Origin of the sequence: Gemmata sp. SH-PL17 (assembly GCF_001610855.1) — a bacterium.
Taxonomy (GTDB): Bacteria; Planctomycetota; Planctomycetia; order Gemmatales; family Gemmataceae; genus Gemmata; species Gemmata massiliana.
The window spans coordinates 2839555-2852976 of record NZ_CP011271.1 but is presented as its reverse complement, the minus strand read 5'-3'; the positions used below and the strand labels follow the sequence as shown (position 1 = coordinate 2852976).

12 protein-coding genes are annotated in these 13422 nt (G+C 69.9%); 2 read left to right on the top strand and 10 right to left on the bottom strand.

All coding sequences use genetic code 11. The features are described from left to right. Nucleotides 1–373: 373 nt before the first annotated feature. The 10 genes from VT84_RS38420 to VT84_RS11825 all read right to left on the bottom strand — a co-directional run bounded on the left by VT84_RS38420 (nucleotide 374) and on the right by VT84_RS11825 (nucleotide 8894). The gene (locus VT84_RS38420; RefSeq protein ID WP_162271674.1) at nucleotides 374–1801 is read right to left on the bottom strand and encodes a hypothetical protein; all 1428 of its coding nucleotides are present in this window, start codon (nucleotides 1799–1801) and stop codon (nucleotides 374–376) included. After that, nucleotides 1798–3042: a hypothetical protein gene (locus VT84_RS38415; RefSeq protein WP_157469444.1), complete on the bottom strand. Its 1245-nt coding sequence runs from the start codon at nucleotides 3040–3042 to the stop codon at nucleotides 1798–1800. The genes VT84_RS38420 and VT84_RS38415 overlap by 4 nt, the downstream gene beginning before the upstream one ends. 82 nt (nucleotides 3043–3124) lie before the next feature. Beyond that, a complete protein-coding gene (locus tag VT84_RS11860) occupies nucleotides 3125–3442 on the bottom strand; it encodes a hypothetical protein (protein WP_082839661.1) in 318 nt (105 codons plus the stop codon). A gap of 160 nt (nucleotides 3443–3602) precedes the next feature. After that, nucleotides 3603–4133, bottom strand: a complete 531-nt coding sequence (locus tag VT84_RS11855; protein ID WP_082839660.1) for an RNA polymerase sigma factor — start codon at nucleotides 4131–4133, stop codon at nucleotides 3603–3605. Nucleotides 4134–4304: 171 nt separating this feature from the next. Beyond that, nucleotides 4305–4619, bottom strand: coding sequence for a hypothetical protein (locus tag VT84_RS11850; protein ID WP_082839659.1), 315 nt, complete (start codon nucleotides 4617–4619; stop codon nucleotides 4305–4307). A gap of 133 nt (nucleotides 4620–4752) precedes the next feature. Next, nucleotides 4753–5952: a hypothetical protein gene (locus VT84_RS11845; RefSeq protein WP_082839658.1), complete on the bottom strand. Its 1200-nt coding sequence runs from the start codon at nucleotides 5950–5952 to the stop codon at nucleotides 4753–4755. A 149-nt stretch (nucleotides 5953–6101) separates the two neighbouring features. Further along, nucleotides 6102–6533, bottom strand: a complete 432-nt coding sequence (locus VT84_RS11840; RefSeq protein ID WP_082839657.1) for a hypothetical protein — start codon at nucleotides 6531–6533, stop codon at nucleotides 6102–6104. After that, the gene (locus tag VT84_RS11835; protein WP_082839656.1) at nucleotides 6530–8152 is read right to left on the bottom strand and encodes a recombinase family protein; all 1623 of its coding nucleotides are present in this window, start codon (nucleotides 8150–8152) and stop codon (nucleotides 6530–6532) included. Before VT84_RS11835 ends, VT84_RS11840 begins: the two co-directional genes overlap by 4 nt. After that, the gene (locus tag VT84_RS11830) at nucleotides 8149–8640 is read right to left on the bottom strand and encodes a DUF2924 domain-containing protein (protein WP_082839655.1); all 492 of its coding nucleotides are present in this window, start codon (nucleotides 8638–8640) and stop codon (nucleotides 8149–8151) included. The genes VT84_RS11835 and VT84_RS11830 overlap by 4 nt, the downstream gene beginning before the upstream one ends. Nucleotides 8641–8684: 44 nt before the next feature. Next, nucleotides 8685–8894 (bottom strand): hypothetical protein, encoded by a 210-nt coding sequence (locus tag VT84_RS11825; protein WP_082839654.1) that lies wholly within the window; start codon nucleotides 8892–8894, stop codon nucleotides 8685–8687. A gap of 323 nt (nucleotides 8895–9217) precedes the next feature. Between VT84_RS11825 and fdh the strand changes: the two genes are divergently transcribed. Next, entirely contained in the window at nucleotides 9218–12466 is a 3249-nt protein-coding gene (fdh, locus tag VT84_RS11815) for a formate dehydrogenase (RefSeq protein ID WP_315850299.1), read from the top strand. Continuing rightward, nucleotides 12453–13421, top strand: a complete 969-nt coding sequence (locus tag VT84_RS11810; protein ID WP_082839651.1) for a 4Fe-4S dicluster domain-containing protein — start codon at nucleotides 12453–12455, stop codon at nucleotides 13419–13421. Before fdh ends, VT84_RS11810 begins: the two co-directional genes overlap by 14 nt. Nucleotide 13422: the final 1 nt, after the last annotated feature.

The window sequence follows — 13422 nt, the reverse complement described above, 5'->3', positions numbered from 1 at the left end:
TCGGGCGCTCAACACTCGGCACGGTTAACGTGTGGCTTTCGATGACGTTGTGGTCGGAGTGCCGAGTGTGCCGAGTGATTTTCCAGACCCATACGTGCGTGCGGGCGCACGTACACGCGCACGCACGGTGACGGACCGGCTTACCGTTCAACACTCGGCACACTCGGCGGGCGCGTCGTAACTCGGTGCGGGATCACGTCTTGATGGTGCCGAGTGTTGGGAGCTCAACACTCGGCAAACACTCGGCAACACTCGGCACGTCGGGACATGAGCGTGCCGGGCGGTGCGAGGCACGGACCACGGGCGCGTTTGGGCACCGGTTCGAGGAGCCGTTCGTGTCGGGGGAGGACGGACGGGAAATGGGGTCGGGAGTTCAGGCCGCGTCGCGGACCGAAACGCGGTACACGTTGCCCTTGCGGTCGGTGGACCGCTGGAACGCGACCGTGCGCCCGTCGGGGCGCGCGAAGTGCAGGTCGATGTAGCGCCCCGCGAGGAGCCCCATGCGGATCGTGCGGGCGTGGGGCGAGGCGTCCCTGAGCTCGGTGGGGAACAGTCCGTGGTCCGCGGCCAGCGCGGCCAGTTCCGCGGCGGTCCAGGTGCCCTGGGGGTGGTCCGCGAGGACCCCCACGAGGTACGCGAACTCGCGCCGCGTGTCGTCCAGCTCGGCGGCCGCGGTTTCGGCGTTGGCCAGGAACCCCGGGAGCCCGGCGTGGGCCAGGATCCCGCCCACGATCCGGCCCCACCCCTTCTTGTTGAACCGGGACGCCACGTCCGCCTCCGGAGCCCCGGCCGCGTGCCAGCGCGCGACCAAGCCCACGAGTTCGCCCAGCAGTTCGGTGCGGTGGTCCCGGGCGTACCCCTCGGGGTCGGCGATCGTGAACGCGCGCCGGGCCGGGTCGCCCTCGTGGAACAGGTCCACCAGGACGCACCGGGTGACCAGGTCCCGGCTCACCTCGGGGGTGTTGGCGGTGAGGCAGAAGATGTGCGAGTTCTCGGCCCGGATCTCGCGCGAGTGCCCGAGGAGCCGGAACGAGAGGGTGGCATCGGTGATCGAGCGCTCGAGGCACGCGGAGTCGATCCGCGCGGCGCGCCCCTGGCCCTTGGCGTTGTCGACGATGACGGTGGTGGCGCCCCGGTGGACGACGGCCCCGAGACGCTTCTCGAACTCCTCGTCGTTGGGGTTGTACGTGGCGGTCTCGGCGGGTTTGCCGTCGCGCACGGTGGCGATGACCTGGGCCAGGACCGTCTTCCCGAGCCCGGGCTGGTTCCCGGCGAACAGGACCGCGGGCTTGGAGCCAACGAATCGGGGCATCAGGATCGTGGTCAGGAGCACCCCGACGTAATTGGTGCGGTCCCCGGGGGTGCGGAAGCAGAAGTCCGCGAGGAGCGCGTCCAGGTGCCCGGTGCCGGCGCGGGGCTCGATCGCGGGCCCGGCGTAGTACGTGCCCGTGGGGGGATCGAACCCGGGTGGGACCAGGCGCCAGTCGGTGGTGTACACCGGATTCAGGGTGAACAGGGCGATGGCGGGCAGGCGCGCGGCCTCGCCGTGGTGGTTGAGCCACGTGTTGGCGTAGTTGACGGGCAGGGGCTTGAAGGCGGGCCCGCTCTCGCCGACGACGAGGACCTCCGCGTGGTGGTTCAAAGCCCCGGCGAGTTCGGGCGCGGACAGGACCGGTTTGATGGCGGTTCCGGTGACGCGGACCAGTTGCCCGGCCCGGTGGTAGTACTCGCGGGCCCCGATCAGGACGTCGGTGAGCCCCGACATGGTACGAGCCACCGGGGTGGTCGCGGGGTCGATCACGATCTCCGGGCGTTCCCCCGCGCGGGGTTCTTCGGCCCGGGCGCGTCGGGCGGTCCTTCGGGGTGCGTCGGCGTCGGACGTTCCGCGCGCGTCTTGCGTCCGCGCCCGCGTCCCGCCAGAGGCGGGTCGTAGTGGTGCGGTTCGGGCGCGCCGATCATTTGCTTGAACGCCTGCCACCCGTGCCCGGTGCACCCGTTGTGGAAGCAGTGGGCCGAGAGCTGGCCGTCGGGCGCCTGCATGACGCACGCGTCGGGATCGGCATGCGTGGCGTCGAACGGGCAGGCCGCGAGGACGTACACCGTGCGCCCGCGCGAATCCGGTTCCGATTTGGTGCGGAACGCGATCCCGCGGTCCGAGAGCCACCGGTCCACCACCAGGCGCGAGGTGAAGCGCCCGTCGGGTGGTGCCGCGGCTCCCGCCGGCGCGGACCCGGGTCCGGGAGCGGGTGGTGCCCCTTCGTCGGCGAGGTGTTGGAGGAGCGCGAGTGGGACCGGTTCGAGGGTGTCGGGGACCTCGAGCAGTTTGGCCCGGCGGTGCGGTCGCGCCGGGGTGCTGTCGCCCTTGCGTGCGAACGTGCCCGGAAGCTTGCAGATGCGCCCCGGGTTGTGGACCGCGCGGTCGATCGTCACGGCCGGGGTATCGAACCGCGCGGCCAGGGCCCCGAGGACCCGCTTGACCAGTCCCCCGTCGTCGGCCGGCAAGTCGACCCGGTACAGCAGGTGGAACCCGTTGCCGCTGTCGGCCAGGACCGGGTCGGGCCACCCGCTTTCACGCAGGAACGCGCGCACCGACTGAGCGGTTTCGCGGGTCCGGGCCTTCTCGTCGTCGGTGGCGCTGATGTGGGGGTCGCGCACGGGGTCCGCGTCGACCAGGAGCCAGCGCCGGGCGGTGACGTCCCGGTCCCGGGCGAGTTCGCCCGCGCCGGCCCAGTCGGTGCGGTTCGCGCGCCGGGCCAGGAGGTCCGGGTGGAGCGGGTTGAGGGTGAAGTACACGCCCCGCGCGTGGTCCGTGAGGTCGAGCGCGGCCCGGGCCATGTCGGTCAGGTGGTCGGCGTCGAAGAACCCGGCCTCGGTGTGCGGGCGCCCGGTCCCGCGCCGGACCTGGAGGGCGCGCAGCTCGACCACCTGTCCGGGCGCGACGAGGACCCGGTACCGCTCGGCCAGGAGCGCGGCGGCCTCGTCGCGGGTGCGGGCGCGCGGTGGCGGTTCGCCCGGGTTCGGGGGTGCGGACGTGTCGGACACGGGGGCTCCTCTCGCGGCGCGCGCGATCGACGACCCGCGCGAGGCGGGCCGGTTCGGTGCACGGACGTGGGCGGTCGGTTGGTCAGGCGGTCACGGGTTCGGTTCGGCGCGCCCGGGCGCGCGGGGGAGGCATCGGGCGGCGCGTGACGCGGACCGCGTCGGGTCCGAACTCGCGGGTGACGAACCCGATGAACAGCCGGTTCAGGTCCCGGCCCACGGGGGTGCCCGCGTCGATGGTCACGGCGCGCGCCCGCGCGTCGAACGTGTGGGCCGCGTCGAGCCGGGTCTGGGCCGCGCCGTGGAGCGCCTCGGCCCCGAGGAGCGCGAGGATCAGCGTGGCCCCGACCTCGTCGGCCGGGAGCCCCTTGTCGAATTGGTACCGGTACAGCTCAGCCACCATCACGGGTCCTCGTGTGACGCGGTCCTCAATGCTCCCCGGCCGAGCGCGTCGCGCGGCCGGTTCGGGTGGATCGTTGCCGGCCGTCTCCCGTACCGGGCGGACCGGGCGCGCACACGAGATCCCTCTACCCAGATAACTACACCGAACGCGCGCGAAGTGTTCAGCGCGGGTCACAATAAATTTCGAGCCCGGCCCACGCGGGACGCGCCCGGACCTTGCGGAGCCGCGCGTACACGGCCGGGCGCGAGATCCCCAGCACGCGCGCCGCTCCGGCGACACCGTGCACCAGAACGTGTTCGACCGTTGCCCGGAGGTCGTCGGACAGTGCTTCGAGTGCCCGCGCCAGGTCCGCGGTGCGGGCGGCCCCTTCGGTCCGGTCGGGCGCGGGCGCGCTCTCGGGTACCGGTTTGGTGAGTCGGGCCGCGCGCTTGGTGCGGCCCCGGGCCCGGAGCACGTTGTCCCCGGCGCGCTCGACGACGCGCCACACGAACGCGGGCCACGTGCCGCGCGCCGGGGCGAATTGGTGCCGTTGCTCGAGCACCCGAACCACGAGGTCGTGCTCCAGGTCCTCGCGGTCCTGGGGCCGGAGCCCGGCGCGCCCGATCATGCGGTTGGCCTTGTACCGGATGATGCGCGCGACGGCCGGGCCGATCGGGTCGTCGGAACCCGGGCGGGTGTGATCGTCGGACAAAATGAGCTCCTCCCGGCCGGGAGGGAGCGGCGGGCACGGCCCCGGGCGCGCGCGGGCCCGCACCGAACGCGGGCGCAAGGCAGCACCGGGACGGTGCCCACAAGCGCCTCCGCGGTGCGGCCGGCTGAACGTCGGGTCGGTGGGGTTGGAACGGGTGAACGGGACCGCGCGTCAGCCGGGGACCTCGGCCGAGAACGGGAGCCCGTGCTTGACGGTCAGCACGGTGATGGTCCCGTCGCGCACCTCGTCGAGGACGCGCATCAGGTCCAGGTGCTGGGCCTTCAGGGCGACGTCGGGGCGCCCGGCCTCGGGGCGCGGCCCGTTCTCGCCCGCGAACTTGTGCTCGCGCACGGTAGCGGGGGGCGGGTCGAACACGGGTTCACCGGCGCGGACGCGCAGGTGCTCGACGCGCCCGAAGTTGAGGCGCTGGAGGAGTTCGATGAGGCGCTGGCGCGGGGGGCTGAGGGCCGATTTGTGTGTGGACATCGTGTCCCGATCGGGTGCCGTGCGGCACGGGGTGAGGCGCCGCCCTCGTGGCGGCGCAGCGGCCCACGCGGGGCCGCCAATAATGAGGCGTTACAGCGCGCGTAACAGTGTTACGTCGGGGATAACAAATCGGTCACGCGACCCAGTCCACGTCCGGGTCCGGGGCGTAGCACACGTTCGTGCCGGTCCGGACGAACAGCTCGAAGTGGCGCGCGAGCTCGGGGAGCAGCGCCTGGAGCTTCTCGATGATTCCGTCGATCGCGTTCTTGACGGACGTGCGGACGCTCGTCGATTCGTCCCCGAGGCGCCGCACCCGTCCCCCGAACCCGTGGGCCTCTTGAACGTGCGCGGTGACGACGTGGAGCTGTTCCTGTAAGCGCTCGACTCGCGCCGGGTCGTGGTTCCTCCGGGCCTCGTCGAGTTCCTCACGTAGTTCCTGATACACGCGCTCGTCGGCCGCGGCCGCGCGCCGGTCCACGGCTTCGACGCCCGGGAACGGCTCGGGGCCCGTGCGCCCGTGGATCCGGTCCCGGAGCTCCGAGGCGCGGAACTCTTTGCCCTTGGCCTGGATCAGGTGCGACAGGTGCCAGAGCCCGTTCCGGTCGTTGAGGAGTACCGTTTTCCCGGCGAACGTTACGGACCACGCCTCGCCCGCGCGCCAGAGCGCGTTCGGGGCCCGGTCGGGTGACGGCCCCGGAACCAGGGCCTGTGCCGTTCCGATCAGAGCCGCCTCGAGCGGTGGAACCGGGCGCACGTGCCCCTGCCCATCGGCCGCGGCGACCGCCGCCAGGGGGACCAGTGTGACACCGCTCGGCCGGAGGTCCGGGCCGGTGATAGTTGCCGGAGGGGTGGTGCAGAGCAGGAGCAACGGCCCGGACCACCGGGTCCGAAGGCGCGGGATCAGGGCGCGGAGCTCGTTCGCGGTTGTGATAAACGCCAGGAAGCACGTGTACCGGGTGCCGTCGGCGGCAGTAAACGACCCGAGGTGCGTGGCCCCGCGCTCACCCGGCTCGCTCACCGGTTCGGGACGGAACCCGAGCGCGTCCGCGACCGCGCGCGTCAGCACCCGGTGATCTGTTGGTGTACCGAGTTGGTACGAACGCGAATTCCGATTCGGCGCGAACGGTTGGAGTTGCAGGACCGGGCGCAGGTCGAGCCCGGACACGAGCGGGTGTGTGAGTTCCGGGGGTGCGTCGGGGGCCTCCGGTGAGCGGCTCCGGGTTGCGAGCGGAGCTCCCGGATCGGGAGCCGTCGGGGCAACAGCCACGTCCGAAGTTACGGTACCCGCGGGAATCGGCTCGTCCGGTGCGGTCGTCGGATTCCGTGTAACCATTGGGGGTGATGGGTCATGATGTTGGGCATGATGCACGAGATAATGTCCGTAAGCATCCAGGTTACGGACGTACACATTAGCCAGCAGACTGTACCCGCACCACCCGCACAATCTGAGTTGTCCGAAAAAAGGGAAAATAGTTCCCGGGTTCAGCCACCCGTGCGCGTGGTACCGAGTGCCGCCCACATCTTGCGCTGGCGGCGCCAGTCGGGCACGGCCGCGATCGGGCGCACGTCGCTCAGGATCAGCGGGTCGCGCCCGCGCATCACCTTGGGGAGGAACAAGATGTGTTCCTGGATCTCGGGTGCCAGGTGGAGCAGCGCCATGATCTGGCTCACCCGGGCCCGGGTCACGTGCCCGAGGCGCGCGAGTTCCGCGTGGTCGGTCACCTCGCCGGCCCGGATCAGATCCTCGAACCGCAGGGCCAGCGCCAGGAGCCGGGACACGCGCGGGACGCGCCCGGGCTCGTGCGGCACTGGTGCCGGACCCGGGCGTAGCTCCTTGGTGCGCCCGCGCCGTGCGAAGTGGATCGTGCCCGCGACGGTCAGCGCGGGCGCGGGGCTCGTGGTGCTCGTGTTCACGCGATGCTCCGGTGGTCGTGGTGTTGAGCGAGTTCGTCGGCGAGGGCCGTGAGCCCGGTCGGGTGGAACGAAACGGTGACGCCCCCGGTACCCCCGTCGTACTCGACCCGGGACACCAACAGCGCGATGACCCGGGCCCGCTCGAGCGGGGTGAGGGTGGCCCACACCGGGTCGAACGCGGCCAGGGCCTTCGCCGCATCTTCTTCAGAAATCAACTGGTCGGTCACGGCCGTGAGGCACTCGCGCACCTTGGCGGCGCGGTGCTCGGCGGCCTCGATCCGTGCGTGCAGGTCCGCGAGGCGCGTCACGAGCGGGCCGTTCACGTCGCCCGGGTTCAGTTGCCCCGCGAGCTGGTTCACCTCCCGGTGCCACGCGCGCAGGTCCTTCTCAAGGCTCCCGTGCTCGGCCTCGAGTTCCGCGATCCGTGCTGTGCTCTTCTCCCGGGCCTGTTCGAGCACCTGGCGGAGCAGCTCGGGGTCGCGCCCGACGGTGCGGACGCGCTCGACCACGAACGCCTCGATGGGCTCGGCCGGGACCGATTTGGACGGGCAGGTACCATAGCCGCGCTTCTGGGCGTGGGTGCACACGTAGTACCGGTACCGGGTGCTCCCCTTGGTACTGTGGCTCGGGGTCATCGCGGCCCCGCACGGCCCGCACCGCAACAGCCCCTTCAACAGGGCCCCGAACCGGTTCCGCACCAGCGCCCCGCCCGTGCGCCCGTTGCGCGTCAGAGCCTGTTGGACCGCGGCGAACGCGGTCGCTTCGACGATCGCGGGGTGCTCGCCCTCGTGAACCTCGTCCTTGTACCGCACGTGCCCGATATAGAGCGGGTTCGTGAGCAGGTTGTACAGGTTCGTGCGGTCGAACGGTTTGCCCCCGCGTTCGGGACCCTTGCGCGTGGCCCAGCGCTTCGTGGTCCACTGGCGCCGCTCGAGTTCCTCGACCACGGGCAAGAGGGCCCCGTGCTCCAGGTACAGCGCGAAGATCTGGCGCACGCGCTCGGCCTCGGGTGCGTTCACGGTCAGTTTGTACCCGGCCGGGTCGATGTCGTACCCGAGGACCGGGTGCCCCCCGGCCCACTTGCCCTTGCGCCGCGTGGCCGCGATCTTGTCGCGCGTGCGCTCGGAGATGATCTCGCGCTCGAACTGGGCGAAACTGAGGAGCACGTTGAGCACGAGGCGGCCCATCGAGGTCGCGGTGCTAAATTGTTGGGTGACGCTCACGAACGCGACCCCTTTGTCCTCGAACGTGCGCATGAGTTGGGCGAAGTCGAGAAGGCTCCGGCTGAGTCGGTCCACCTTGTACACGACGACGCAGTCCACCTTCCCGTCCGCGATGTCGGCGAGGAGCGCGTGGAGCCCGGGTCGGTCCGTGTTCGCGCCCGTGAACCCGCCGTCGTCGTACCGGGTGCCGAGCACGACCCAGCCCTCGCCGGCCTGGGACCGAACGAACGCTTCCCCGGCCTCGCGCTGGGCGTCGAGCGAGTTGAACTCCTGTTCGAGCCCCTCCTCGGTCGACTTGCGCGTGTAAACGGCACATCGCACCGATCGGGTTGGTTCCCGGTCCGCGGGCTTCGGTTTGGGCTGGGGTCGGTTGAGCCGGTTCGTGTGCGAAGTCATGCGCGCTCCGGTTTGTTGAGCTTGAAGAAGTGGAACCCGTTGCAGTGTGTGCCGGTGACGGCCTTGGCCACGGCGCTGAGCGAGGGGAACGTGTGGCCGTCGTACTCGAACCCGGTGGGGAGCACCTTGACGTGAACCGTGGCGCCCTTGTAAGTGCGAGTAATCACGCTCCCGGGCGGGGGCAGGCGCGCGTCGCTCGCTTCCCTGGGCACGGTGCCCGTGTGGACGGGGCCGGTGAGGGCGGTATTTCCCTTGGGCGGGATCAGTCGGATGTCCGCGTCCCGGGCCAGTTCCGCAGCTCGGGTCCGGGCGCGTTCCGAGAGATCGCCCTCGGCGAGTACCTGGATGCGCCACGCGATGCGGCGCACGAGCCACGTGCGGTTCCCGGTCGTGGTCGGCTCCCCGAACACCTCGGCGTACCGGGCGCGCAACTCGGCGATCGTGAGCCGCGCGAGCGCGGCGAGTTCCCTGGTGACGTTGATCTCCACCCGTACCCTCCTCGAAATCCTGTGAAATCGCGTCCTCGGCGGTGTTAACCGGCGGTCCCAGTGACGCTCTTTTCGGTCCCCACAGCAAGTCCATTCGGGGACGATTCGGCTGGTTTTTCTGACGTTGGAAGCGTGTCGGTAGGTGGCGCGAGGAGTTCCGAGCCGAGGCGCACGAGCCCGGTAGCGAGGAGGCGCGCGAGTTCGGCGGTGCGCGCGGGGGGTGTGAGTGCGGACGGGTCGCGTGTGGACGGCATCGGGGCACCGGGTGGTTGGCCCCAGCGCCCTTCGCGTCGCGACCGGCGGGCTGGCGGATGAACAGACGAAAAGTCTCTACCTGTTAATTACACCAAACGAGCCCGAAGTGTTTACTGCTGGTCATCGAACAAATGATCCGAGCAACGTGTTCGCTCTGTGACCGAGCGCCCTGATCGGGGACCGTGTCGAAAACCGAGCGGCACGCGGATTGCTGGTGCAGTTGGTCCGCTGATGCCGGATAATACCGCTCGCCCCACGTTTCGATGCGGTCTGCTCCAATGAACGGAGCAGACCGAGCCCCGATCCCGTCGAGAAACGCACCATGTTCAGCCTCCCACTCTGGTCACGCCCGCAGCCCATCAGTCCGCAAACGGCCGAAAAGGGTTCGCGGTTACGCGGGGCCACGGTGACCGCGGGCGTGTGCCCCTACTGCGCCGTCGGGTGCGGGCAACTGATCTACACGAAGGGCGGTAAGCTGATCGACATCGAGGGCGACCCGCGCAGCCCGATCAACGAGGGCACTTTGTGTCCAAAAGGGGCAAACGCGTTCCAGCTCGCCACCAACGCGCACCGGGTCACCCAGGTGCTCTACCGCGCCCCGCACTCGGACCGGTGGGAAACGAAACCGCTCGACTGGGCGCTGGACCGGATCGCGAACCGGGTGAAGGCCGCACGCGATAAGGACTTCGTCACCCGAACACCGGACGGACGGCTCCTCAACGCGGTGGACACGATCGGGACACTGGGCGGGGCGACGCTCGACGTGGAAGAAAATTACCTCATTAAGAAACTGTTCACGGCCGGGCTCGGGGTGGTCCCGGTCGAGAACCAGGCCCGGATTTGACACTCGGCCTCGGTGCCCGGTCTGGGCACCTCGTTCGGCCGCGGCGCGGCCACCAACTTTCAGCAAGACCTCGCTAACAGTGACTGCATCCTGATCATGGGATCGAACATGGCGGAGGCCCACCCGGTGGGGTTCCGCTGGCCGATGAGGGCAAAAGAGAAGGGCGCGACGCTGATCCACGTGGACCCGCGGTTCTCGCGCACGTCCGCGCTGTGCGACATTTTCGTGGGCACCCGCGCGGGGGGCGATGTGGCGTTCCTCGGGGGGCTCGTGAACTACGTGCTCACCCACGGGAAGTGGTTCGAGGAGTACGTCCGCGCGTACACGAACGCCGCGACCATTATCGAAGAGGGGTTCGAGGACACGGAGGATCTCGCGGGGCTGTTCAGCGGGTACCGCCCGGAACACGGTTCTTATGACCCCCGGGCCGGGCACTGGGGCTACGAGGGGCCGGGCGGGCAGGAGCAAACGAAGTCCGAGCCGGGGCAGCACGGCACGCACGGGTACGGGCTCATGGGCGTGGCCGACCCCGGCGGTACCCCGCGAACCGACCCGACGCTCCAGCACCCGCGCTGCGTGTTCCAGTTACTGCGCCGGCACTTCGCGCGCTACACCCCGGACGTGGTCGCGGACGTGTGCGGGTGCCGGCCCGAAGAACTCGTCCGCGTCGCGGAGCTGCTCTGCGCCAATTCGGGGCGCGAGCGCACCAGCGCGATCGTGTACGCGGTGGGCTGGACCCAGCACACGATCGGGGTCCAGATCATCCGCACCGCGGGCATCCTGCAGTTGCTCCTGGGCAACGTGGGGCGGCCCGGGGGCGGGATCATGGCGATGCGCGGGCACTCCAGCATCCAGGGCAGTACCGACGTTTCCACGCTGTACGACACGCTGCCCGGGTACCTCCCGCAACCCGTCGCGGACCCCGACCACGAAACACTCGAGGGGTACATCGAGAAGGAGGGAATGCCGACCGGGTACTGGGCGAACTTCCCGTCGTTCGTCGTTTCGCTCCTGAAGGCGTACTACGGCCCGGCGGCGACCCCGGAGAACGAGTTCGGGTTCGGCTGGCTGCCGCGCGTGGCCGGGGACCACTCGCACCTCGTCACCTTCGACCGCATGGCGCGCGGCGAACTGACCGGGTTCTTCCTGTTCGGCCAGAACCCGGCCGGGGGCGGGATGAACGCCGGGCTCCAGCGCGCGGCCCTGCGCAACCTCGACTGGCTGGTCGTCGCCGACTGGTTCGAGACCGAGAGCGCGGTGTTCTGGAAGGCCGACCCGAACGGCCCACCTCCGTCGGAGGTGAAAACCGAAGTGTTCTTCATCCCGGCGGCGAGCCACGTCGAAAAAGAGGGAACGCTGACCAACACGCAGCGGCTCCTCCAGTGGCACAACAAAGTGCTGGACCCGGTCGGCGACGCGCGCTCGGATGCGTGGTTCGTGTACCAGCTCGGGAAGCGGTTGAAGGCCTTGTACGCCGGGTCAACCGACCCGAAGGACGAGCCGCTTCTGAACCTCACCTGGAACTACGAACCCGTTCACCCCCAGAAGCTGCCGGACGGCACCGCGAGCCGCATTTCGGGCGAACCGGACGTCGAACGGGTGCTGCAGGAACTCAACGGGTTCAGCACCACCGAGACCGATTCGCGCACGAACGAACCGAAGTTGCTCCCCGGGTTCTCGGCACTCAAGGCCGACGGTTCGACCGCGTGCGGGTGCTGGGTGTACAGCGGGGTGTTTCCGGAACCGGGGCGGAACCGGGCCAACCAGCGCGAGCGCACGCCGGGCAACCCGGTCGAACCGAACTGGGCGTTCGCGTGGCCCCAGAACCGGCGGCTGCTCTACAACCGCGCGTCCGCCGACCCGGACGGGAACCCGTGGTCGGGCCGGAAGAAGTACATCTGGTGGGACCGTGAACGGGTCCGGTGGGTCGGCCCGGACGAACCGGACTTCGAGCCCGGTAAGCCACCCGATTACCGCCCTCCCGCCGGCGCACGGGGCATGGCGGCGATCGCGGGGAACCAGCCGTTCATCATGAAGACCGACGGACTGGGTTGGCTGTACGCGCCCAAAGGGGCGAAGGACGGTCCGCTGCCGTGCCACTACGAGCCCCTGGAATCGCCGGTCGGGAACCTGCTGTACCCGCGCCGGGCCACGAGCCCGACCGTGCGCACGTTTACCGGGCCGCTCAACCAACTCGCCCAGGGACCGACGAGTGAGTTCCCGCTGGTGGCCTTCACGTTCCGGCTCACGGAGCACTACCTGAGCGGCCCGATGAGCCGGTTCAACTCGTGGCTCAACGAGCTCCAGCCGGAAATGTTCGCGGAGATCGGTCCGGAACTCGCGGCCGAGCGGGGCATTGCCAACGGCGAGTGGGTAACGGTCCGCTCACCCCGGGGCGCGCTCGAGTGCCGCGCCCTCGTAACCCCGCGTATCAAGGCGCTGCGCGTGGGGGGACGGGTGGTGTACCAGGTCGGGCTGCCGTTCCATTGGGGGTTCGCGGGCGAGGTGGTGGGCGGCAACGCGAACGACCTGACGGCGCTGGTCGCCGAGGCGAACGTGAGCATGCACGAGGGCAAGGTGTTCGCGTGCCAGGTGGAGGCCGGGCGGAAAGCGGGCGCGTACCCGGTGCCCACGAAGCTCCCGGTTCCCTGGCCGCCGGGTGCCTCGGTTCCGAACACGCCCCGGTCCGCGCAGCCCGAGGGAGGGTTCTCTCATGGCGGTTCGTGAGCTAGAAGTACCGTCGCGCCCGTCGGGTACCGACCCGGCCGGGCCGCGCGGCTTTGTGGGAGCGCTCTGGCACCGGCTGGTGTACCCTTTCCGCCGCGGGAACCGCCCGGCCCCGCAACCGCCGACCGGGTTCTACACGGACACGACCGTGTGTATCGGGTGCAAGGCGTGCGAGGTCGCGTGCAAGCAGTGGAACCAGCTCCCGGCCGACGGGTTCTCATTTACCGCCAACAGCTACGACAACACCGGCGCTCTCACGGCCGAGTCCTGGCGGCACGTGAAGTTCATCGAGCAGTTCCCGACCCCGGAACCGATCACCGCGCCCCCATCTCCCACGCGGTTCGAGCTCAACGTGCTCCCGGCACCCGCGGCCCCGGCCCCGGGATACCCGGATTTCAGCCGGTGGCTGATGATGTCGGACGTGTGCAAGCACTGCGCCGCGGCCCCGTGCCAGCAGGCCTGCCCGACCGGGGCGATCGTGTACAACGAGTTCGCCAACGTGTACATCCAGGCCGACATCTGTAACGGGTGCGCGTACTGCGTAGCCGCGTGCCCGTTCGGGGTCGTCACCCGCAGCCACTTCGACGGGCACGCGCACAAATGCACGCTGTGCTACGACCGCCAGCGAGACGGCTTGGTACCCGCGTGCGCGAAGGCGTGCCCCACCGCGTCGATCCAGTTTGGCCCGGTTGCCGACCTGCGCGCGCGGGCCGAGAAGCGCGTGGAAGACCTCAACGCACGGGGCGTTAGTGCCTACCTCTACGGCGCCAAACCGACTGACACTTATACCGAACTGCACTCGTTTTACTTGCTCGTTGACCGTCCCGAGGTGTACGGCTTACCGGCCGAGCCGGTGAACCCGTGGGTCCACATGCGCGGCGATTATCTCCGGGCCGTGGGCACCGGGTTGGTCGCGCTGGGGGTCCTCATCACGCTCTTGCTTACGGGCAACTGAC

What these genes read in the sequence shown, in the direction of transcription:
- VT84_RS11850 (WP_082839659.1), bottom strand. Translation starts at nt 4,619, where the DNA reads ATGTCCACACACAAATCGGCCCTCAGCCCCCCGCGCCAGCGCCTCATC.
- VT84_RS11835 (WP_082839656.1), bottom strand. Translation starts at nt 8,152, where the DNA reads ATGACTTCGCACACGAACCGGCTCAACCGACCCCAGCCCAAACCGAAG.
- VT84_RS11860 (WP_082839661.1), bottom strand. Translation starts at nt 3,442, where the DNA reads ATGGTGGCTGAGCTGTACCGGTACCAATTCGACAAGGGGCTCCCGGCC.
- VT84_RS11825 (WP_082839654.1), bottom strand. Translation starts at nt 8,894, where the DNA reads ATGCCGTCCACACGCGACCCGTCCGCACTCACACCCCCCGCGCGCACC.
- VT84_RS11810 (WP_082839651.1), top strand. Translation starts at nt 12,453, where the DNA reads ATGGCGGTTCGTGAGCTAGAAGTACCGTCGCGCCCGTCGGGTACCGAC.
- VT84_RS11845 (WP_082839658.1), bottom strand. Translation starts at nt 5,952, where the DNA reads ATGGTTACACGGAATCCGACGACCGCACCGGACGAGCCGATTCCCGCG.